General features: G+C 61.5%; 19 protein-coding genes and 1 tRNA gene. 9 read left to right on the top strand and 11 right to left on the bottom strand.

The window, feature by feature from the left end; genetic code table 11:
- Positions 1-102 precede the first annotated feature (102 nt).
- The 7 genes from CJU81_RS17630 to lipA all read left to right on the top strand — a co-directional run bounded on the left by CJU81_RS17630 (position 103) and on the right by lipA (position 8,665).
- Positions 103-783, top strand: a complete 681-nt coding sequence (locus tag CJU81_RS17630) for a response regulator (protein WP_095037658.1) — start codon at positions 103-105, stop codon at positions 781-783.
- Entirely contained in the window at positions 783-2,108 is a 1,326-nt protein-coding gene (locus CJU81_RS17625) for an ATP-binding protein (RefSeq protein WP_095037657.1), read from the top strand. Before CJU81_RS17630 ends, CJU81_RS17625 begins: the two co-directional genes overlap by 1 nt.
- 393 nt (positions 2,109-2,501) lie before the next feature.
- On the top strand, positions 2,502-3,923 hold the full coding sequence (cycA, locus tag CJU81_RS17620; protein WP_095037656.1) for a D-serine/D-alanine/glycine transporter: 1,422 nt from the start codon (positions 2,502-2,504) through the stop codon (positions 3,921-3,923).
- Positions 3,924-4,008: 85 nt separating this feature from the next.
- A complete protein-coding gene (locus CJU81_RS17615) occupies positions 4,009-5,538 on the top strand; it encodes a sigma-54-dependent transcriptional regulator (RefSeq protein WP_095037655.1) in 1,530 nt (509 codons plus the stop codon).
- Between the two features lie 451 nt (positions 5,539-5,989).
- Complete coding sequence (gcvH, locus tag CJU81_RS17610; RefSeq protein WP_095037654.1) at positions 5,990-6,367, top strand: glycine cleavage system protein GcvH; 378 nt, start codon at positions 5,990-5,992, stop codon at positions 6,365-6,367.
- A 47-nt stretch (positions 6,368-6,414) separates the two neighbouring features.
- The gene (glyA, locus tag CJU81_RS17605) at positions 6,415-7,668 is read left to right on the top strand and encodes a serine hydroxymethyltransferase (protein ID WP_095037653.1); all 1,254 of its coding nucleotides are present in this window, start codon (positions 6,415-6,417) and stop codon (positions 7,666-7,668) included.
- Between the two features lie 25 nt (positions 7,669-7,693).
- Positions 7,694-8,665 carry a lipoyl synthase gene (gene lipA / locus CJU81_RS17600; RefSeq protein ID WP_095037652.1) on the top strand — a complete coding sequence of 324 codons (972 nt, stop codon included), beginning with the start codon at positions 7,694-7,696 and terminating at the stop codon, positions 8,663-8,665.
- Between the two features lie 83 nt (positions 8,666-8,748).
- On the opposite strand, the gene CJU81_RS17595 is transcribed toward lipA, so the two are convergent.
- The 11 genes from CJU81_RS17595 to CJU81_RS17545 all read right to left on the bottom strand — a co-directional run bounded on the left by CJU81_RS17595 (position 8,749) and on the right by CJU81_RS17545 (position 18,430).
- Positions 8,749-9,636, bottom strand: coding sequence for a metal ABC transporter solute-binding protein, Zn/Mn family (locus tag CJU81_RS17595; protein WP_095037651.1), 888 nt, complete (start codon positions 9,634-9,636; stop codon positions 8,749-8,751).
- Positions 9,637-10,536, bottom strand: a complete 900-nt coding sequence (locus CJU81_RS17590; protein WP_095018972.1) for a metal ABC transporter permease — start codon at positions 10,534-10,536, stop codon at positions 9,637-9,639.
- Positions 10,533-11,288 (bottom strand): metal ABC transporter ATP-binding protein, encoded by a 756-nt coding sequence (locus CJU81_RS17585; RefSeq protein ID WP_095037650.1) that lies wholly within the window; start codon positions 11,286-11,288, stop codon positions 10,533-10,535. Before CJU81_RS17585 ends, CJU81_RS17590 begins: the two co-directional genes overlap by 4 nt.
- Positions 11,285-12,226, bottom strand: coding sequence for a metal ABC transporter substrate-binding protein (locus CJU81_RS17580; protein ID WP_095037649.1), 942 nt, complete (start codon positions 12,224-12,226; stop codon positions 11,285-11,287). Before CJU81_RS17580 ends, CJU81_RS17585 begins: the two co-directional genes overlap by 4 nt.
- A gap of 34 nt (positions 12,227-12,260) precedes the next feature.
- Positions 12,261-12,815, bottom strand: a complete 555-nt coding sequence (locus CJU81_RS17575) for a DUF6162 family protein (protein WP_095037648.1) — start codon at positions 12,813-12,815, stop codon at positions 12,261-12,263.
- Complete coding sequence (locus tag CJU81_RS17570) at positions 12,812-13,147, bottom strand: hypothetical protein (protein ID WP_095037647.1); 336 nt, start codon at positions 13,145-13,147, stop codon at positions 12,812-12,814. Before CJU81_RS17570 ends, CJU81_RS17575 begins: the two co-directional genes overlap by 4 nt.
- The gene (locus tag CJU81_RS17565; RefSeq protein WP_095037646.1) at positions 13,147-13,686 is read right to left on the bottom strand and encodes a thiamine pyrophosphate-binding protein; all 540 of its coding nucleotides are present in this window, start codon (positions 13,684-13,686) and stop codon (positions 13,147-13,149) included. Before CJU81_RS17565 ends, CJU81_RS17570 begins: the two co-directional genes overlap by 1 nt.
- Positions 13,683-14,882 (bottom strand): PepSY-associated TM helix domain-containing protein, encoded by a 1,200-nt coding sequence (locus tag CJU81_RS17560; RefSeq protein WP_095037645.1) that lies wholly within the window; start codon positions 14,880-14,882, stop codon positions 13,683-13,685. The genes CJU81_RS17565 and CJU81_RS17560 overlap by 4 nt, the downstream gene beginning before the upstream one ends.
- 234 nt (positions 14,883-15,116) lie before the next feature.
- Positions 15,117-16,067: a siderophore-interacting protein gene (locus tag CJU81_RS17555; protein WP_095037644.1), complete on the bottom strand. Its 951-nt coding sequence runs from the start codon at positions 16,065-16,067 to the stop codon at positions 15,117-15,119.
- Positions 16,068-16,139: 72 nt separating this feature from the next.
- Positions 16,140-17,465, bottom strand: a complete 1,326-nt coding sequence (locus CJU81_RS17550; protein WP_095037643.1) for an Nramp family divalent metal transporter — start codon at positions 17,463-17,465, stop codon at positions 16,140-16,142.
- Between the two features lie 14 nt (positions 17,466-17,479).
- Positions 17,480-18,430, bottom strand: coding sequence for a 2-hydroxyacid dehydrogenase (locus CJU81_RS17545; protein ID WP_095037642.1), 951 nt, complete (start codon positions 18,428-18,430; stop codon positions 17,480-17,482).
- A 202-nt stretch (positions 18,431-18,632) separates the two neighbouring features.
- On the opposite strand from CJU81_RS17545, the gene gltX reads away from it, so the two are divergent.
- The gene (gltX, locus tag CJU81_RS17540; protein ID WP_095037641.1) at positions 18,633-20,114 is read left to right on the top strand and encodes a glutamate--tRNA ligase; all 1,482 of its coding nucleotides are present in this window, start codon (positions 18,633-18,635) and stop codon (positions 20,112-20,114) included.
- Positions 20,115-20,406: 292 nt separating this feature from the next.
- Positions 20,407-20,482, top strand: a tRNA-Ala gene (locus CJU81_RS17535).
- Position 20,483 lies beyond the last annotated feature (1 nt).

The following is a 20,483-nucleotide window of genomic DNA, read 5'->3' as shown; positions in this document are numbered from 1 at the left end:
ACGCCAGATCGCGTATTCAGGGGGGCATGATGTCTGGCTACACGGCATAATCCGCCCTTAATCCCACCGCTTTTTAATCGGCTCATTTACGCGGGTATCAGCATGCATGTACTGGTTTGCGAAGACGACGAACTGATTGCCAGCGGCATCAAGGCCGGGCTGACGGCCCAGGGCCTGACGGTCGAGCATGTCGCCAGTGCCGGTGCAGCACGGGCCATGCTCAAGGCTGCCGAGTTCGATGTGATGGTGCTCGACCTGGGCCTGCCCGACGAAGATGGCCTCAAGCTGCTGCAGCAGTTGCGTCAGCAAGGCCTTGAACTGCCGGTGCTGATCCTCACCGCCCGTGACTCGGTCACCGACCGTGTCGACGGCCTGCAGGCCGGTGCCGATGACTACCTGCTTAAACCTTTCGATCTGCGCGAACTCGCCGCCCGCCTGCATACATTGCTGCGCCGGGTGGCCGGGCGCAGCGTCAACCTGATCGAACATGGCCGCCTGAGCTACGACCCCAGCAGCCGCGTGACCTTGCTGGCGGGCCAGCCGGTCGATTTATCCCGCCGCGAGCAGGCGCTGCTGCAAGCCTTGCTGCATAACCGTGGCCGAGTCTTGTCCAGCGAGCAGCTCAAGGACAGCATCTATGGCTTTGGCGATGAGCTGGAGAGCAATGCCCTGAACGTGCATATCCACCATCTGCGGCGCAAATTGGGCAACAGCATCGTCGAGACTGTGCGCGGCCTGGGCTATCGCCTGGGCCCGGCCGATGACGCAGAGCCCCAAGCTTGATGAGCTTGCGCCTGCGTTTGAGCCTGACCATCGGCTCGGCGTTTGTGCTGGTCTGGGCCCTGGCTGCGGCCTGGATGCTCAGCGACCTGCGTCAGCAGATGATGTTTTCCCTCGACCAGCGCCTGGTGGCCTCGGCTCGCATGGTCGCCGGGTTGCTGGAGCAACTGCCGCAATTGCCGGTCAAAGGCGAGGGCACCCATTTCAGTGCCGAACAACTGACCATCCCCGGCGGTATGGCCTGCCAGGTCAGTTCGCTGCGCGGCGAGGTTCTGGCCCGCAGCCACAACAACCCGGACCAGCCGATGCAATCCCAGGCGGCGGGTTTTCATGACCAGGTCATCGATGGCGCTACCTGGCGCACCTTTACCCTGGACCGTGGCGATGTGCGCATCACCACGGCCGATCGCCAGGTCGAGCGCGAGGCCTTGAACCTGTCGGTGCTGCTGGCGGCTTCGGTCCCGGTGGGCATGGCGCTGATCGTCTGTTTGCTGCTGCTGTGGCTGGGGATCGGCCAAGGGCTTGCGCCACTCAACCGCATGCGCGATGCCCTGATGCGCCGCGATGCCGACTCCTTGCAGCCGTTGCACATTTCACCGTTGCCCGGCGAACTGAAACCGCTGCTCGATTCCCAGAACCAGCTGTTTGCCCGTATCGCCAAGACCATAGAGCGTGAGCGGCGCCTTACCGGTGATGCGGCCCACGAACTGCGCAGCCCGCTGACCGCGATCAAGACCCACCTGCAAGTGGCGCGCATGACCGACGGCGAAGCTCGCGAACAGTCACTGGCCCATGCCGAGGCGGGCGCCGACCGCCTGCACCGAACCCTGGAGCAATTGCTGCTGCTGGCGCGGGTCGAGGGCAGCCTGTCGTTTGACGACGGGGTCAATTGTTCGGCCGAGCAAGTGGCACACTTGGCGGTTCACGATGCAGCAGCAGGTGAGGGCGAACGTATCCGCCTGCACTTTGCGCCCGACCTGCCAGCCACGGTGCTTGCAGTGCCGTCGGTGTTGGCCATCGCTGCGCTGCGCAACTTGCTGGACAACGCCTTGCGCCATACCCCGGCGGGCACCCAGGTGGAATTGACCGTGGCTGTTGACGGTTCACAGGTCAAATACCAGGTGCGCGACCATGGCCCCGGTATCCCCGCCGAAACCCTGCAACATATGACCCAGCGCTTCTGGCGCAATGGCAACAGCAACGGCTGTGGCTTGGGCCTGGCGATCGTGCAGGCGATTGTCGAGCGTTGTCGCTGTGAACTGAGCTTCGACAGCCAGCCCGATGGTTTGCGGGTTGAATTGCGCATGCCGTTGAAAAGGAGCGCTTGAGGCGCATCGTCTGTGGGAGCGGGCTTGCTCGCGATACAGGCAACGGGGTCTTGCAGGTCGTTTGAGGTGATGCCATCGCGAGCAAGCCCGCTCCCACAATAAAAGAGACTTTCGGCCGCCCACGGTACGAATACGCTCCAGTGGACTGATTTCGTTACAACTTCAGCTGGGCCATGGTTTACAGTACCCGCGCTCCACCGAATCACCCGCAAACGTGTTTTTGTGGAGTGATTCCATTACAGACAAACAGACTCCACGGCCCATAAACGGCCCGCTTGACCGCTTGTACGGGGCTGGCACAGAACGTGCTCATGTCCCTTTGTCCGCTCTGGATAAACATGATGTTTATCTGGTCCAGGGACCCCGTACAAGAACAATAAAAGAGGATGATTCATGCAAAATCACCGACCTGATACCCAAGAGCCGAAATCGGAACCGGAGCTGCAACGCAGCCTGTCCAATCGCCATATCCAGCTGATCGCCATTGGCGGTGCCATTGGTACCGGACTGTTCATGGGCTCGGGCAAGACAATCAGCCTCGCAGGTCCCTCGATCATCTTCGTTTATATGATCATCGGTTTTATGTTGTTTTTCGTGATGCGTGCCATGGGCGAGCTGTTGTTGTCCAACCTCAAGTACAAATCCTTTATCGACTTCTCCGCAGACTTGCTGGGCCCCATGGCCGGGTACTTTACCGGCTGGACTTACTGGTTCTGCTGGATCGTGACCGGCATTGCCGATGTGATCGCCATCTCCGGCTATACCCATTTCTGGTTCCCCGATATCCCCTTGTGGCTGCCTGCCATCGGCTGCGTTGCGCTGCTGCTGTCGCTGAACCTGATCACGGTGAAGATGTTCGGCGAGCTGGAGTTCTGGTTTGCCATGATCAAGATCGTGGCCATTTGCGCGCTGGTCTGCACCGGGCTGTATATGGTGACCACGGCGTTTCAGTCACCCACCGGCAATTCTGCATCGCTGGCTAACCTGTGGAATGACGGCGGCATGTTCCCCCATGGCCTGATGGGCTTCTTCGCCGGTTTCCAGATTGCCGTGTTTGCTTTCGTGGGCATCGAGTTGGTGGGCACCACTGCGGCGGAGACCAAAAACCCGGAGCGCAACCTGCCGCGGGCGATCAACTCGATTCCGCTGCGTATCATCATGTTCTACGTGTTCGCACTGATTGCGATCCTGGCGGTCACCCCGTGGCGTGATGTGGTGGCTGACAAGAGCCCTTTCGTTGAACTGTTTATGCTCGCCGGTTTGCCCGCAGCCGCAGGCATCATCAATTTCGTCGTGCTGACCTCAGCGGCGTCTTCGGCCAACAGTGGCGTGTTCTCCACCAGCCGCATGCTGTTCGGTCTGGCGATGGACGGCGACGCACCGAGCAAGTTCAAGAACCTGTCGCGCCGTGCGGTACCGTCCAATGGCCTGATTTTCTCCTGCATCTGCCTGCTGGCGGGCGCGCTGGTGATTTATGTGGTGCCCAACCTCATGGAGGCATTCACCCTGATCACCACGGTATCGGCCACCTTGTTTATGTTTGTGTGGACAATGATTCTGCTGTCCTACCTGGCCTATCGCAAAAAGCGCGATCACCTGCACCGTGCCTCGAAGTACAAAATGCCGGGTGGCAAGGTCATGGTCTGGGTGTGCCTGACCTTCTTCGTGTTTATCCTGACTTTGCTGGCGCTGGAAGATGACACTCGCCAGGCGCTGTACATGGTGCCGGTGTGGTTTGTGGTGCTGGGCCTGGGCTATCGCTCGGTTCTGCGCAACAAGCAGGAGGTTGCGGACCTGGCTTGCCAGACCGACTGAGGGCTGCTTCACGACATTGATTCTGCCCGGGGGGCGGCACAGGGTGTGCCGCCCCTCGTTGTTAGCTGTCAGGGAGCGCCAGAGCATGCGAATTCACGTCACGTTCAAAGACCGCGTCGGCATCACCCAGGAAATCCTGATGCTGCTGGGCGCGCGCAATCTCAACCTGGACGCGGTGGAGATGAGCCCGCCGAATGTCTATATCGATGCACCCACCCTGTCGCAAAAGGTGCTGGACGAACTCCACCACGCCTTGCTTGGGGTAACAGGGGTGCAGGCTGTTGATCTGGTGGACATCCTCCCGGGCCAGCGCCGCCGCCTGCAACTGGAGGCCTTGCTGGCCGCCATGAGCGATCCGGTGATGGCGGTGGATCCCGATGGCTGCGTGCTGCTGGCCAACCCCGGGCTGACGGACCTTTATGGCAGCGATCCCACCGGTGAGCCGCTGTCGAATCTGTTCGCGGCCCCTGACCTGGCCCACACCCTGATCGATAAAGGCTTTCGTCTGCCTATGTGCGAAGTGAGCTTCAAGGGTCGCGACCTGCTGCTCGACGCCACACCCATCAGCGGCGGTACGGATGTTCTGGTCGGCGGGCTGCTGACCTTGTACCCGCCAAGCCGTATCGGTGAGCGGCTGGCGTCCCTGTTGCGCGATCCGGCTGAAGGGCTTGAGGCATTGCTGGGCAAGTCGCTTGTACTGGAAGAACTCAAGACGCGGCTGCACAAAGTGGCGAGCCTGGATGCGCCGCTGCTGATCCAGGGCGAAACCGGCACCGGCAAGGAACTGGTTGCCCACGCCTGTCATGCCATGAGTGCCCGCCGCGATGCGTCGTTCCTGGCCTTGAACTGTGCAGCGTTGCCTGAAAGCCTGGCCGAAAGCGAGTTGTTCGGTTATGCCGCCGGGGCCTTTACCGGTGCCCAGCGTGGCGGCAAGCCGGGGCTTCTGGAATTGGCAGACCGTGGCACCGTGTTTCTGGATGAAGTGGGGGAGATGTCACCGTACCTGCAAGCCAAACTGTTGCGGTTTCTCAGCGACGGGTGCTTTCGGCGCATCGGCGGTGAGCGCGAAGTCCGGGTGAATGTGCGGGTGCTCTGTGCGACCCATCGGGACCTGGAGCGCATGGTGAGGGAGGGCACTTTCCGTGAGGATCTGTATTACCGCCTCAACGTCCTCAACCTGCTGGTGCCGCCGTTGCGCGAGCGCGGCATGGACATTCTGCTGCTGGCCGAGCACTTTCTGCGCCAGGCCTGCGAACAGATCCACCGTTCGCCCTGTCAACTGGCTGTGGCGACCCATCCGCTGTTGCTGGGCAATCGCTGGGCGGGCAATGTGCGGCAACTGCAAAACGTCATCTTCCGCGCAGCAGCCACCACCGAGGGCGACGTGATTGATTGCGGTGATCTGGAACTGGCGGGTACCGAGCTGACCGGCCACAAGACGGTCAGCGAAGAAGTGACCAGCCTGGAAGCGGCGATGCAGGGTTTTGAAAAAACCTTGCTGGAGCGTTACTACGTGGCCTATCCATCGACCCGGCAGTTGGCCTCGCGCTTGCAAACGTCCCATACCGCCATCGGGCAGCGGTTGCGCAAGTACGGGATAGCCTCGCGTTCGTAACCCGCACCGCTGAACTGTAGCCGCTGAGGAGCGCAGCGAGGCTGCGATGGCGTGGTGCGGCACTCCGACGTAGCCGTCGTAAAACCATTCAGCGCGGCGTATCAGGTACATCGCGATTGCACGCTTTGCGAAGACTGCGTCTTCGATCGCAGCCTCGCTTCGCTCCTCAGCGGCTACATTCAGTTCGCGTTGGTGCGAGTGGTGTGATTGCGCTCCAGCGGAATGATTTCGCTCCGGGCCCGCCTTGACCCCGCCCTTGTGGGATCAACCAGCCAGACCCTCTCCAGGGCTGGAGCAGTTTCGCTCCACTGCCTTCGTCATAATGGCTTCGTTTTTATTTAAACTATTGATATTAATGGTTTTTTAAAACTTGGCATCGCCCTTGCTCTGGTCTTCTCAGTAACGCCTGTCCGTCCTGCATCAGGACACACTGATAACAAGAGAAAAGTCCATGAGCACTCTGCGCTTTACCCCTGAACACGAATGGCTGCGTCTGGAAGCGTCCGGCGAGTTGACCGTCGGTATTACCGACTTTGCCCAGCAGGCACTGGGCGATGTGGTGTTTGTGCAGGTGCCCGAGCTGGGGGTGTTCGAGGCCGGTCACGAAGTGGCCGTGCTGGAGTCGGTCAAGGCCGCCAGCAATATCACCATGCCGCTGACCGGTGAGGTGGTGGCTGTTAACCAGGCTCTGGCCGATGACCCTGCACTGGTCAATGCCTCACCCCTGGGCGAAGGCTGGTTCTTTCGCATTCGCATCGAAGACATGTCGGCTTTCAACGATCTGCTGGACCAGCAGGCTTATGACGCCTTTGTTGCCGAAAACGGCTGATAGCGCTCTGAGACATTGCTTGAATCTCTAATAAAAAGGAAAACCCCATGTTCCATAAAAGCCTGACCCTGTCCGATTTCGACCCCGCCCTGTTCGACGCCATTAGCCGCGAGGCGCAACGTCAGGAAGAGCATATTGAGCTGATCGCCTCGGAGAACTACACCAGCCCGCAAGTGATGCAGGCCCAGGGTACCGAGCTGACCAACAAGTACGCCGAAGGCTACCCGGGCAAGCGTTATTACGGTGGCTGTGAGTACGTTGATGTGGTTGAGCAGTTGGCCATCGACCGCGCCAAACAACTGTTCGGCGCAGGCTATGCCAACGTTCAGCCGCACTCCGGCTCCCAGGCCAACTCGGCGGTGTACCTGGCGTTGCTGCAAGCGGGCGACACCATTCTGGGCATGAGCCTGGCCCACGGCGGCCACCTGACCCACGGTGCCAGGGTCAGCTCCTCGGGCAAACTGTACAACGCGGTGCAATACGGCATCGATGCCAATGGCCTGATCGACTATGACGAGGTCGAGCGCCTGGCCCTGGAGCATCGGCCAAAAATGATCGTGGCCGGTTTCTCGGCCTACTCCAAGACCCTGGACTTTGCGCGTTTTCGTGCCATTGCCGACAAGGTCGGGGCGTATCTGTTTGTGGACATGGCCCATGTCGCCGGGTTGGTCGCGGTCGGTTTGTACCCGGACCCGCTGCCTTACGCCGATGTGGTCACCACCACCACCCACAAGACCCTGCGCGGTCCGCGTGGCGGTCTGATTCTGGCCAAAGCCGACGCCGATCTGGAGAAAAAACTCAACTCGGCGGTGTTCCCCGGCGGCCAGGGCGGGCCGCTTATGCATGTGATCGCAGCCAAGGCGGTGTGCTTCAAGGAGGCGCTGGAGCCGGGCTTCAGGGACTACCAGTTCCAGGTGATCAAGAATGCCCAGGCGATGGCCGAAGTGTTCAAGCAGCGCGGCTATGACGTGGTTTCCGGCGGCACCGACAACCATCTGTTTCTGGTCAGCCTGATCCGCCAGGGCATTACCGGCAAGGAGGCCGACGCGGCACTGGGCCGTGCCCATATCACCGTGAACAAAAACGCCGTGCCCAATGATCCGCAGTCGCCGTTCGTGACCTCGGGCCTGCGTATCGGTACCCCGGCGGTGACCACCCGTGGCTTGCAGATTCCCGAGTGCCGCGCGCTGGCCACCTGGATCTGCGACATCCTTGACCATCCGGGCGATGGGGCGATCGAGGCCCGGGTTGCCCGTCAGGTCGGCGAACTGTGCGCACTGTTTCCGGTGTATTCGGCCTGAATGCATACCCGTGTGGAGCCAAGCCATGAATGCACAATTGCCTGTTGCCAGCCGCCCGCAGCCCTTGCAGGCCGGGGTAAAACTGCGTGGAGCCGAGAAGGTGGCACGTATCCCGGTGAAGATCCTGCCCACCGAAGAAATCCCGCGCAAGCCCGAGTGGATCCGCGTGCCCATTGCCACCTCGCCCGAGGTGGCACGGGTCAAGGCGCTGCTGCGTAAGCACAAGCTGCACAGTGTGTGCGAAGAAGCCGCCTGCCCAAACCTGGGCGAGTGTTTTTCTGGCGGTACTGCGACCTTTATGATCATGGGTGATATCTGCACCCGGCGCTGCCCGTTCTGCGACGTGGGGCACGGCCGGCCCAAACCTCTGGACAGGGACGAGCCGAAAAATCTGGCGATTGCCATTGCCGACCTGGGCCTCAAGTATGTGGTGATCACTTCGGTAGACCGTGATGACTTGCGCGACGGTGGCGCGCAGCACTTTGTCGACTGCCTGCGTGAAATCCGCAAGTTGTCGCCCGGTGTGCAACTGGAAACCCTGGTGCCCGACTATCGCGGGCGCATGGATGTGGCGCTGGCGATCACTGCGCAGGAACCCCCCGATGTGTTCAACCACAACCTGGAAACCGTGCCTCGACTGTATAAAGCTGCGCGGCCGGGGTCGGATTTCGAGTGGTCACTGGACTTGCTGCAGCACTTCAAACACCGGGTGCCCCATGTGCCGACCAAATCAGGGTTGATGCTGGGGTTGGGTGAAACGGACGAAGAGGTGCTCGAAGTCATGCGGCGCCTGCGCGAGCATGAGGTCGACATGCTGACCCTGGGCCAGTACCTGCAACCTTCGCGCAGTCACCTGGCGGTGCAGAGGTTTGTGCACCCTGACACCTTCGCCTGGTTTGCCGAAGAAGGGTTGCGCATGGGATTTAAAAACGTCGCCTCGGGGCCGTTGGTGCGCTCGTCTTATCATGCGGACAAGCAGGTGCTCAACATCCGGTAGTCGCTGCCTCAGGCTGCGATGGGAGTTGTGGGGTTTTCAAGAAAACGGGTTGCTACGCAACCCTTCGCAGCCTCCGGCAGCGACTACAAGCTGCCAAGTACTTTCACGACAGCCTCAATATTGCCCTGCAACTGCGCCACGGGATCGGTGCCATCGGCACCGATCACCACCAGCTTGCCGCCGCCCTCGGCAATGGCTTTTTTTACCTCGGCTGAAGGCTCGCGGTGATCCAGTACCAGCGCCACATCCTGCTCTTTCAAGGTTCGGCTCAGTGCTTGTAACGACTCGGCTGTCCAGGGCTCGTCCGCCTTGTGATCCACCTCGACCCGTTCCAGGTTCAACCCGCCAATCAGGTAATCGAGACGATCCGACAGGCTGACCACGCTCAAGTTGTCCGCTTGGGCCAGCTGCGCTTCGCTGTCGGCGCTGAGTTTGAGCAGGCGCTGTTTAAGGCTCGCCAGATTGGTTTCGATGGCTGGCTTGGCATCCGGCGCCAAACGTACCAGGTCAGCTGCAATCACATCCGCCATGCGCCCCATATTGTTGCTGGTCAGCCACGGCTGGCTATTCAGCCCATCGACATGCACACCCGGCTGCACGGCAATGCCCGGCAGGCTGCCGTCCACCGGCCGCGCCGCGTCGATTTCAACAATGCGGATATTGCTGCGCCGTGCCATCGGGTACAGCGGATCGTCGCTCCACACCGAGCGCAGGCCGATCACCGCATCGGCTTCTGTGGCCAGGGTGTGCAGGGCCGGGGCACCACGGCTGCTGAAATAGGCACTCTGGCGGCTGCCCGGCAGGTTGGCCGGTGCTGCCCGTTGCAGTTTTACGCCGCTGTCCTTGAGCAGCAGTTCGCTCAACCCAAAGGTAATCGGCAGGCTGGCCAGTACGGTGGTTTCGGCCAGCACCGGGGTGCTCAACAGGCCGGTGAGGGCCAGGGCGAGGGTCAGTTTGCGCAGAGTGAACATTTATCCAATATTCCCTTTTAGGCTGGGCACCACACCCCGGGCGATGGCGGCGAGGGCGAAGGCGATGCCGGCCATCAGAATGATCGCGGCACCGGACGGGATCGGCAGGTCAAACACGATGGGCAGCAGGATGCCGCACAGGGTGCTGACGGTGGCGATCAGCACCGAGATCCAGAAAAACCCCTTCAGCGACTGGCTGAGCAATCGTGCCGCCGCCGCAGGAATCACAAGCAGGGCGCCGACCAGAATCGCGCCGATAACTTTAACGGCGGCTACGGTGATCAGCGTCACCAGAATCACGAACAAGTAGTCCAGTGCCTTCACTGCCACTCCGCGTACCGCAGCCAGTTGCGGGTTGAAGCTGGCCAGCATTATGCGGTTGTACAGCGGCAGGCTCAGCCCCAGCACCAGCGCGCCGACCACAGCCAGTACCAGCAGGTCGTTGCCGTTGACCGTCAGTACCGAACCAAACAGCACGTTCTCAAGGATATGCACGTTGATCTTGCCCGCCAGAATCAGCAGCAGGCTGGCACCCAGGGCCAATGACACCGACAGGAACACGCCGATCAGCGTATCCGGTGCCAGGCCTGTGCGGTTGCGCAGGTAATTGAGCGAGATGCCGAACAGCAGGCAGTAGCCGAACAGGCTGCCATAGGGGCCGGTGTAGGGTTCGCCGAGCAGGATGCCGATGGCCACGCCGGTCAGTGCGGCATGGCCCACGGCTTCGGAGAAAAAGGCGAAACGCTTGACCACCACCAGGGTGCCCAGGCCGCCCAGCACGGGGCCGATCAGCAAGCCTGCGAGCAGGGCGTTGACCACAAAGCCATACGCCAGTACTTCTGGTAGATAACCGGCAGACGCCCAGCCCTGGACTAGCAAGCGGAAGGCTTCGTAACTCATGAAAGGGCGCTCCCGTGAGCCTTGGGATGGGTCGAAAACAGCGTGAGCAAGCGTTCCGGGCTCAGGGTTTGCTCCGGCGGCCCGTCAAACAGCACCTGGCGGTTGAGCCCGGTGACACGTTCGGCCAGGCGCTTGACGGCGGCCAGGTCGTGTTCGATCCACACCACCGTGACCCCGGCCTGACGCCAGTCCTTCAGCAGCCGCTCAAACACCTGGGCACCGGCTTCGTCCAGGGCCGACATGGGTTCATCCAGCACCAGCAACTGCGGTGCAGGAATCAGCCCCTGGGCCAGCAGTACCCGCTGGCGTTCACCGCCGGACAGCGCGCCCATGCGCCGCTTGCGTTTGTCCTGCATGCCCACCCGTTCCAGCGCTTCGCCGATGGCCGGGGCAACCTTGCGCGACAACCCCATAAAGGCCGGGCGGCGCTGGCACATGGCGGCCATAAAATCATCGACGGTCATCGGCAAGCCGCGGTCGAACTCCAGCGCCTGGGGTACATAACCGATCAACCCCGGCTCACCGGGCCAGTTCAAGCACAGGCGGCCCTGATGGGGCATTTGCCCCAGCAGTGTCTTGATCAGCGAGCTTTTGCCGCCGCCATTGGGCCCCACCAGTGCATGCACGCTGCCGGGGCGGATGCTGAAGCTGACGTGATCGAGAATGGGCGTGCGCCCCAGCGTCAACGACACCTGGTCAAATTCGACGCCCGGCCCGCAAGCCGTAACGGACAGGCGTTCGACGGCGGTCATGCTCCGGCCTCCTGGATTGCCCGAACCACGGTATTGAGGTTGCCGGTCATTTCTTTTTCGTACTTGTCGGCGCTGTAGTCACCGTAGGAAATGTGCGACAACGGGTACAACTTGACCCCGGACTCACGCTGGATGGTGTCGACGTAAGTGGACGGGAAATCCATCTCGGAGAAGATCACCTTCACGTCCAGCTCGCGCAGTTGATCGATGGTTTTTTTCAGTTGGCTGGGGCTGGGCTCGATGCCGTGGGCAGGTTCGACCACAGCCGTCACTTCCAGGCCAAACTCGCGCAGCAGATAGTCGTAAGCCGCGTGCACCGTGGCGACGCGCAGGTCGGCGTTGGGTGCCTGGGTGAGTTTGGCCAGGGCATCGGCGCGCATCTGGCGTAGGCGTTTGCCGTAAGCGCGGGCATTGGCGGTGTAAGCCTTGGCGTTGGCCGGGTCGAGCTTGCCCAGTTCGCGGGCTATGTTGTTGACCTGGGCAATCGAGGCGCTGATCGACAGAAAGGTATGCGGGTTGACCACCTTGCCCGCACCCCGTGCCGCGTTACCCGTGGCTGCCAGCAAGGGTACGTTCTGGTTGGCTTCGATCACCGGGATCTGCGGTTTTTCGCTGGCCTCGATCATGCGGTCGGCGAAGTCATCATGGCCCACGCCATTGAGCACGATCACATCCAGGGTGCCGATGCGCTTGATGTCTTCAGCGCGGGGCTCGTAGGCGTGCGGGTTGAACCCGGCCGGAATCAGCGGCACCACTTCAGCCCTGTCACCCACGATGTTTTTTACATAGCTGTAGTAAGGGTGCAGGGTGATGCCGATACGCAGCGGTTTGGCCAGGGGCGCGGGCGCGCTGTCGGCGCTGACCAGGGGAGACAGGCAAAGGGCGAACAGGCTGGCCAGCAACAGGGTGCGGCGGCGCAATACAGATGAAATCGACATGGCGAGCAGTCTTCTCTCAGGGCAAACGGTGGGTTCAGTGGCGGTGCTGACGGGTCACACCGGCATCGAATTGCGCGACCACTTGTTGCCAGCCACTCTGGTTGAGAGCGGCATCGTCAAGGTCGGCAGGGACGCTGGCGCCGGGATTGCGGTTAAGCCACACGTCCGGTTGATCGCCAATGCGCAGCAGAAACGAACCGGCCACATCAGGGTTGGGGCTCAGGCCCAGGTAGGCCTGCTCGCCGAGCAACTGCCAGGCGTGATTGCCACGGCTGACCGAACTGGCGTCGTGGGCAAAGGGCGCGAAGCCGTCTTCGGCCAGCTGCGCGGGTCGGGGCAGGTTGCCGGACTCTTCGCGCAGCAGCAGAATTTCGTCCAGGGTGACCCGCAGGTCGGCGTAGATGCCTTGTTCGGCGGCATTCAGGTCGCGGCGCGCATCCAGTTGATGGGCCGCCACCGACGTCACCTCGGCAGACTCATGTCGCCAGGCCACCACCGAGCCGGCTACGGTCACAATCAGCAGGCACAACAGCAGCACATAAAGGGTTTCATGCCCCGCCCCGGCCGGGCGTACGACTTGAGTACTCATGGGGCCTCGATATCGGCTTGGTCGATTTCAACGATATGCCCGGGGCCTGCGTCGAAGAGCACATAAAACTCGGAATCCGGGCGCTTGAAGGTCAGGGTCGAATCGGCCCCCAGCTTGCCGGGGACCAGGATGGTTTCGTCGTAGCCGATCACGTCCAGGGTTACCCCCGGTGCGCCACTGCCATCGGAAAACCCGCCGGTGCAGCGGATTTGTCCGTCTTCAATGGCCTTGCATTCGCACATCGGGTTGTGGGCCTGTGCCTGGCTGCAAACGCCGATCAAGGCGATCAGGGCCGCTGCCAGGGCAGGTGTTTTAAACAGGCGCGGGTGCATTATTTGGCTCCTCGTTGGGCCAGCCAGGCGATGGTTGCCGGTGAGGCCTGGCTCAGGGGAATGGCGGCCTGGTGCATGGAACCGTCCCACCCTTCGAGGGTGATCCACAGCTCGGCGTCGGCCTTGGTGCGTTCCGGGATGGGCAGGGTGGCGCCCATGCGGTAGGGCGTGCCGAAGAAAATCACCCCGGCGGCGCGCAGGCTGCGCGGCTTGCCGATACGCAGGTAGGCGGCCTTGACCTGATCGATGCAGGTGTCACACAGGGCCGCGTTAAAACTCTTCATATAACCTGCCGGGCCATCGGGGCGCGGGGCTTCATTGCGCAACTCGGCCAGTTGCAGGCTCCAGGGGCCAACCTGCACGGTGCCGATGTCGCGCTCGCCCAGGCCGCTGTCGCCGCGAAACAGGGAAGCGTCGGCAAAGTACTTGGGCATAAAGCCCAGCGGCACCAGCAACAGCAGGATATTGATGTGAAAGCGCCATTTGTGCCACAGCCGGCTCAGGGTGGACGTGGGCTGTGCAGCCACTGCCTTGCTCATACATTGGCCTCTTCGGGCTGCTGGCTATGCGCCGTGACGGCGACTGCCCGCCGGGGTTTTTCGCTGCGCTTGAGGGCATTGGCGGTGGCCAGGGCCGTACGTTTGGTCCAAATCAACAGGCCGCTCAACACCATCATGCTGAGAATCAGGCCGAAGAAGAACCAGATCAGCTTGACCCACAACCCGCCAAAATCGCCGGTGTGCAGCGGGCGCATGGACTCGGTTACCAGCTCCAGCCCGGAGCGGTCGGCGATCATCCGCGAGCCTTCGATTGCGCCGTTGTACGGGTTGATGTCGGCAGTCTGGAACAACAGCGGGTACCAGCCCGGGCCGCCCACCTCGATATGCCCGTAGGCATTGCTTGGCAAGCTGACAAAGCTGGCTTCCAGCCCGGGGATATTGTCGGCGGCAATCTTGACCGCCTGATCGAGGCTGATCTGCGGTGCTGGCTTGCCGTCAGGCATGATCGGCACGTCCTGGCGGGCCACAACCGGCGGGTTGCCTGCGGTCGAGATGGAAATCTGATTGTCGAACATAAATGCCTGGATCAGGAACCACAGGCCGGTGATGGAAATCACCGCAATAAACCAGATCGACCAGATGCCGCACAGGCGATGAAAGTCACCCCAGAAAATCCGTGCCCCGTGCTTGAAACGCAGGTTGGGTTTGAAGAAGCCCTTCCAGAATTTCTTGTAGACCACCAGTCCGGTAATCAACGAGCCCAGCAACGGCAGGCCGAGGAACGACACCAGGTACCAGCCCCAGCTATAGCCGTTGGTAAAGGGCACCAGCCACCAGCCGTGGAGGGCGCGGGTAAAGGCCTTGAAGTCAAAGCTGGGGCTTTCGCCCTGGATCACCCCGGTATAGGGACTGATATACAACGATGGCGAGCGGCCGTCCGGGTACACCACGCTGGCCACCAGGGCAAAGTGCGACTCGTCGGGGCGGCTGATGGACTGCACGGCCAGCGCCGGTTCGGCCTTGTGAATGGCGCTCAGCACCTGCTCGTAAGTCAGCAGCGGGGCGTCATCCGACGGTTGCGTGGCGCGGGCCTCGGGGGTGGCCAGCCAGACGATCTCCTGGCTGACAACGGCCAATGTGCCGGTCACACAGACAATCAGCACAAAGAACCAGATGGGCAGGGTCAACCAGCTGTGAACCAGAAACCAGAGTTTTGAACGGGACTTTTTGGACATGGGAAACGGCAAACTCGCGGCAGGGCGGGTGTGTAATCGCCATTGAGAAGCGACTGCTTATCCATGTAGGACGGATGAGATGTTGAAAACCCGAAGCCTGACTTGTAAAAAAATGTTTCAAGCTGCTGTGGGTAGTCGCTGCCGAGGCACGACGGCTGCGAGCCTTTGAGCTTGCAGCGATTTGAATAAAAAAAGCTCGCAGCCTTCGTTCCTCGTCAGCGACTACCAGCAGTATTAGCCCAGCGACCGCCCCAGTTTCCAGTACCCCATCAAGGTCAGGCCCTTGCGGTCCATGCCGCACTCATGGACGAAAAACCTTCTGATCGCCATCACTGCCATCGATTCCCCGGCCACCCAGGCATAAAACTCGTTGTGCTTGGCACTGGCCCGGTCCCACAGGCGCTGATTGTCCAGATCCAGTTCTTGCAGGTCGGCGCAGGCCCGGGCCTGCATGCGTCTTGGCGGCAGGCTGGCCAGTTCACGGGCGGCCAGGAGCATACCGGCGCCGTGCTGTTTGCCCAGGCTGGCGCGGGGCAGCCAGTGCACCTTGGTGTTCGGGCCACAGAGCAAGGGCTGGCAGTCTGCCTCTTCGGGAACTTCGATAAAGGCTTGTACCTGGGGGGTATCGGGATGCAGGGCAAGTTCTTCAAGAATCCCGGCAATGGCCGGCAGGGCGGTTTCGTCGCCGATCAGCAACACGTTGCGCATACCCTGCGGTGGCTGCCATTCATAGCCGCCGGGGTCGTCGGCATAAGCGGCATTGGGCGCCGCGATCTGCAGGCGATCACCCGCCTTAGCCTGGCTGGCCCAGCGTGTAGCGGGGCCGGTGACACCGTGCAGGACAAAGTCAATGTCCAGCTCACCGGCATCCACCCGCAGGTTGCGAATGGTGTAGGAGCGCATGGGCGGCACCAGCTCCGGGCTCATGTCACGCAGGGGCGCCCGCCAGTCGCCCTGTTTGGGCAGGTTGGCGGCGGCGCCATTGGCGCTGGGGAATAGCAGCTTGACCCGTTGATCGGGTGCCAGGGTGCGCATCAGCGCCACATCGTTGCCGCTGAACACAAAACGCGTCAGTGACGGGCTCAAGGTGATGCGGTGCTTGAGCCGGATATCGAACAGGCGATAGGCCGTAGGCTTGCTCAGACGATTGCGCAGGTTTTGCACCAGGGTGGCAGCGGCGGACATAACAGCACCTCAATTGCAGGAGTCGTCTTGTATAACGAGGCCCCAGGTGCTGAATTTAAGGGGCAGGGGCGGTTATGCCCCGAACCCGATCTGAGCAATCAGCCACACATTGGCGCAACTGATGACTGCAAACAGAAACCACGCCAGCAGCCGTGTTGGCAGGCGGTTGGCGAACGGGCCCATCAGGCCTTTGTCGCTGGTCATGCGGATCAACGGGTACAGGGCAAACGGCAATTGCAGACTGAGTACCACCTGGCTGAGGATCAGCAGTTTGCCGACCGCATCGTCGCCCATCAACCACACGCCCAGGAAAGCAGGCACCAGCGCCAGCCCGCGGGTGATCAGGCGCCGTTGCCAGCAGGGAATCTTCAGGTCCAGATAGCCTTCCATGATCACCTGCCCGGCAATAGTGCCGGTGAACGTCGAGCTTTGCCCCGAGGCGAGCAACGCCACGCCGAACAGGATGCTGGCCATGGCGCCGCCCACCAGCGGGTCGAGCATGCGGTAGGCGTCCTGAATTTCGACCACGTCGCTGTTGCCGGTCTGGTGAAAGGCGGCCGCAGCGAGGATCAGAATGGCGGCGTTGACCAGCAAGGCCAGGGCCAGCGAGCCGATGGTGTCGATGCGCGACAGGCGTACGGCATCCAGTTTGCTGGCGTAGTCGCTGCCGGTCAGGCGGGTCTGCACGATGGAACTGTGCAGGTACAGGTTGTGCGGCATCACGGTAGCGCCAATGATGCCGATGGCGATGTACAGCGGGGCCGCGTCGCTGATGGCCGACAGTGACGGTTTAAAGCCGTCGAACACATCCGGCCAATACGGCTTAATCAGTACCAGTTCGACGAAAAAACACCCGACGATGGTCATTACCAGCGCCAGCATGATGGCTTCAAGCCGGCGGAATCCACGCCCTTGCAAGGCCAGCACCAGCAAGGTGTCGAAGGCGGTGAGGGCGATGCCGGTGGTCAGCGAGCAGCCCAGCAACAGATGGAACGCCAGCGCGCAGCCGAGCACTTCGGCCAGGTCGGTGGCGATAATCGAGATTTCCGCCAGCAGCCATTGCACCCGCGCCGAGCGCTTGCTGTAGCGCTCGCGGCACAGTTGCGCCAGATCGCGGCCGGTGGCGATGCCCAGGCGCGAACACAGGCATTGCACGGCCATGCCCGCGAGGCTGGCGAGCAGCACCACAAACAGCAGGTTGTAGCCGTAACGTGAGCCGGCTTCGATGGCGGTAGCCCAGTTGCCGGGGTCCATGTAACCGATGCTGATCAGCAGGCCGGGCCCGGCAAAGCGCAGCACGCGCTTGAAAAACGGCGCGCTGGCGTCGACGGGCACGCTGCCACTGACTTCGGAGGGGCAGAAGGGCGCAGTGGCGGTTGTTGGCAGGCGAAATTTCAAGCGCAGGCTCCGGGTCAGGCAGGCTGGGGCAATGGCACCGGGGTGAGTACGGGCTTGCCGGCAAAAAACGCCTGCAGGTTATCGACAACCAGTTGCACCGTGGCTTCCACCGCATCGGGTGACTGGCCGGCCACGTGCGGGGTCATGACCACGTTGCCCAGGGTTTTCAGCGGGTCCGGCACGCGGGGTTCATCTTCAAACACATCGAGCCCGGCACCGGCGATTGTGCCGGCGGTCAGGGCGCTGATCAGCGCCTGGGTATCGACCACGCTGCCGCGGGCGATATTGATCAGGTAGCCCTCGGTGCCCAGGGCGTCCAGCACGCGGGCGTTGACCAGATGATGAGTGGCGCTGCCACCGGGGGTGGCGATCATCAGGAAATCCACCGCAGCGGCCAGTTCAGGCACGCTGGCACAGTAGGTGTAGGGCGAGTCGGGGTGCGGCTGACGGCTGTGGTAGCTGATGCTCATGTCAAAGCCGTGGGCCGCACGTTTGGCGATGGCAGCGCCGATGGCGCCGAGGCCGATAATGCCCATGCGTTTGCCCGACAGCGATGGCTGGCGCACCTTGGTCCACTCGTTGCGACGGATGCTGGCGTCGGCCTGGGGGATGCCGCGGACCACGGACAGCAGCAGCGCCATGGCATGGTCGGCCACTGACGAGGCATTGGCGCCGGCCCCGAACGTAACGGTAATACCCAGGTTGCTCGCGGCTTGCAGATCGACCTGTTCGAAGCCGGCGCCGATCACGCAGATGATTCTGAGCAGAGGCAGGGCGGCCATTTCATCGGCATGCAGGCCCAGCGGGCCGCGGGTCAGCACGGCGTCGATACGGGCGCCGTGCAGGGCTATGGCTTCGGCGCGGCTGGCGGGGGTGGGCGCTAGGATCAGCTCGTAGCCCTGGTTTTCCAGCATGTGCAGATAATCATTAACGCTCTCTACCAGCACCAGCACAACGTGGGACATGGGTCTCTCCAGCCAGGGGATGTCGGGAATGAGCCGAGATTAACACCGGTATCGGACGCTTTTCCCTGTATCAATTCGATACAAACTCTCTATCAAGGCTTTTTTCGGCCGTGCGGCGGGTGGGTCGAGTCCTGTGCTGGAGCCAAGCCGGGTCGGCCTGTTACCATTCGCCCTTTGTTTTATCTTCACTTCGAGACCGCCCATGACCACCGTTCGCACGCGCATTGCGCCATCGCCTACCGGCGACCCCCACGTCGGCACCGCTTACATCGCTTTGTTCAACTACTGCTTTGCCAAGCAGCATGGCGGCGAATTTATCCTGCGCATCGAAGATACCGATCAACTGCGTTCGACCCGCGAGTCCGAGCAGCAGATCTACGATGCCCTGCGCTGGCTGGGTATCACCTGGAGCGAAGGCCCGGACGTTGGCGGCCCGCACGGCCCGTACCGTCAAAGCGAACGCAGCGAGATCTACAAGAAATACACCCAGCAACTGGTCGATATGGGCCACGCCTTCCCGTGCTTCTGCACGAGCGAAGAACTGGACCAGATGCGCGCCGAGCAAATGGCCAAGGGCGAGACCCCGCGCTACGACGGTCGTGCGCTGTTGTTGTCCAAGGAAGAAGTTGACCGGCGCCTGGCCGCTGGCGAGCCTCACGTGATCCGCATGAAAGTGCCGACCGAAGGCGTATGCGTAGTGCCGGACCTGCTGCGCGGCGACGTTGAAATCCCGTGGGACCGCATGGACATGCAAGTCCTGATGAAAACCGACGGCCTGCCAACCTACTTCCTGGCCAACGTGGTCGATGATCACCTGATGGGCATCACCCACGTACTGCGTGGCGAAGAGTGGCTGCCATCGGCACCCAAGCTGATCCTGCTGTACGAGTACTTCGGCTGGGAACAACCGCAGTTGTGCTACATGCCGCTGTTGCGCAACCCGGACAAGAGCAAGCTGTCCAAGCGCAAGAACCCGACCTCGGTGACGTTCTACGAGCGCATGGGCTTTATGCCTGAAGCGATGCTCAACTACCTGGGCCGCATGGGCTGGTCGATGCCCGACGAGCGCGAGAAGTTCTCGCTGCAGGAAATGGTCGACAACTTCGATCTGAGCCGGGTGTCCCTGGGCGGGCCGATTTTCGACGTTGAGAAGCTGTCCTGGCTCAACGGTCAGTGGCTGCGTGACCTGCCGCTGGACGAGTTTGCCAGCCGTGTGCAGCAGTGGGCGTTGAACCCCGAGTACATGATGAAGATCGCGCCGCTGGTACAGGGCCGCGTCGAGACCTTCAGCCAGATCGCACCCCTGGCCGGGTTCTTCTTCTCGGGCGGCTTGCAGCTGGATGCCAAGCTGTTTGAGCACAAGAAACTGTCCAACGAGCAAGTGCGTCAACTGATGCAGTTGATCCTGTGGAAGCTTGAGAGTCTGCGTCAGTGGGAAAAAGACGCCATCACCGGCTGCATTCAGGCCGTGGTTGAAAGCCTGGAGCTGAAGCTGCGTGATGCCATGCCGCTGATGTTCGCCTCGATCACGGGGCAGGCCAGCTCTGTGTCCGTGCTGGACGCGATGGAGATCCTGGGGCCGGACCTGACCCGTTTCCGTCTGCGTCAGGCGCTGGACCTGCTGGGCGGCGTGTCCAAGAAAGAAAACAAAGAGTGGGAAAAGCTGTTTAACGCGATGAATTAACAGCTTTTATTTGTAGTCGCTGGCGCAGGCTGCGAGGGGTTCTGTGGCGTTTCCAGGAAAACGGGTTGCTTCGCAACCCTTCACAGCCTTTGGCAGCGACTACAGGTTTTGTGGGTTTTGCCCCGTATTTACGGGGCGGGAAGGGTAAGTGGTTGTTCTCACGGCAAATTTTTTTAAAAAAGTTTAAAAATAAGTTTGACAGCCTACCCAACCAGTCTTAATATGCGCCCCGTCAACACAGCAACACGAAACAAGCAGAACGCAACACAGCAACACCCAATACTGAAAGTTTGGGGCTATAGCTCAGCTGGGAGAGCGCTTGCATGGCATGCAAGAGGTCAACGGTTCGATCCCGTTTAGCTCCACCAA

The organism is Pseudomonas fragi (genome assembly GCF_002269505.1).
Lineage (GTDB): Bacteria > Pseudomonadota > Gammaproteobacteria > Pseudomonadales > Pseudomonadaceae > Aquipseudomonas > Aquipseudomonas fragi_D.
Note: the sequence above shows the minus strand (reverse complement) of the source record. Positions and strands in the feature narration are given on the sequence as shown.

What these genes read in the sequence shown, in the direction of transcription:
- gltX (WP_095037641.1), top strand. Translation starts at nt 18,633, where the DNA reads ATGACCACCGTTCGCACGCGCATTGCGCCATCGCCTACCGGCGACCCC.
- CJU81_RS17565 (WP_095037646.1), bottom strand. Translation starts at nt 13,686, where the DNA reads ATGAGCAAGGCAGTGGCTGCACAGCCCACGTCCACCCTGAGCCGGCTG.
- glyA (WP_095037653.1), top strand. Translation starts at nt 6,415, where the DNA reads ATGTTCCATAAAAGCCTGACCCTGTCCGATTTCGACCCCGCCCTGTTC.
- CJU81_RS17630 (WP_095037658.1), top strand. Translation starts at nt 103, where the DNA reads ATGCATGTACTGGTTTGCGAAGACGACGAACTGATTGCCAGCGGCATC.
- gcvH (WP_095037654.1), top strand. Translation starts at nt 5,990, where the DNA reads ATGAGCACTCTGCGCTTTACCCCTGAACACGAATGGCTGCGTCTGGAA.
- CJU81_RS17555 (WP_095037644.1), bottom strand. Translation starts at nt 16,067, where the DNA reads ATGTCCGCCGCTGCCACCCTGGTGCAAAACCTGCGCAATCGTCTGAGC.
- CJU81_RS17615 (WP_095037655.1), top strand. Translation starts at nt 4,009, where the DNA reads ATGCGAATTCACGTCACGTTCAAAGACCGCGTCGGCATCACCCAGGAA.
- CJU81_RS17585 (WP_095037650.1), bottom strand. Translation starts at nt 11,288, where the DNA reads ATGACCGCCGTCGAACGCCTGTCCGTTACGGCTTGCGGGCCGGGCGTC.
- CJU81_RS17570 (WP_095037647.1), bottom strand. Translation starts at nt 13,147, where the DNA reads ATGCACCCGCGCCTGTTTAAAACACCTGCCCTGGCAGCGGCCCTGATC.
- CJU81_RS17625 (WP_095037657.1), top strand. Translation starts at nt 783, where the DNA reads ATGAGCTTGCGCCTGCGTTTGAGCCTGACCATCGGCTCGGCGTTTGTG.
- cycA (WP_095037656.1), top strand. Translation starts at nt 2,502, where the DNA reads ATGCAAAATCACCGACCTGATACCCAAGAGCCGAAATCGGAACCGGAG.
- CJU81_RS17560 (WP_095037645.1), bottom strand. Translation starts at nt 14,882, where the DNA reads ATGTCCAAAAAGTCCCGTTCAAAACTCTGGTTTCTGGTTCACAGCTGG.
- CJU81_RS17545 (WP_095037642.1), bottom strand. Translation starts at nt 18,430, where the DNA reads ATGTCCCACGTTGTGCTGGTGCTGGTAGAGAGCGTTAATGATTATCTG.
- CJU81_RS17595 (WP_095037651.1), bottom strand. Translation starts at nt 9,636, where the DNA reads ATGTTCACTCTGCGCAAACTGACCCTCGCCCTGGCCCTCACCGGCCTG.
- lipA (WP_095037652.1), top strand. Translation starts at nt 7,694, where the DNA reads ATGAATGCACAATTGCCTGTTGCCAGCCGCCCGCAGCCCTTGCAGGCC.
- CJU81_RS17590 (WP_095018972.1), bottom strand. Translation starts at nt 10,536, where the DNA reads ATGAGTTACGAAGCCTTCCGCTTGCTAGTCCAGGGCTGGGCGTCTGCC.
- CJU81_RS17575 (WP_095037648.1), bottom strand. Translation starts at nt 12,815, where the DNA reads ATGAGTACTCAAGTCGTACGCCCGGCCGGGGCGGGGCATGAAACCCTT.
- CJU81_RS17580 (WP_095037649.1), bottom strand. Translation starts at nt 12,226, where the DNA reads ATGTCGATTTCATCTGTATTGCGCCGCCGCACCCTGTTGCTGGCCAGC.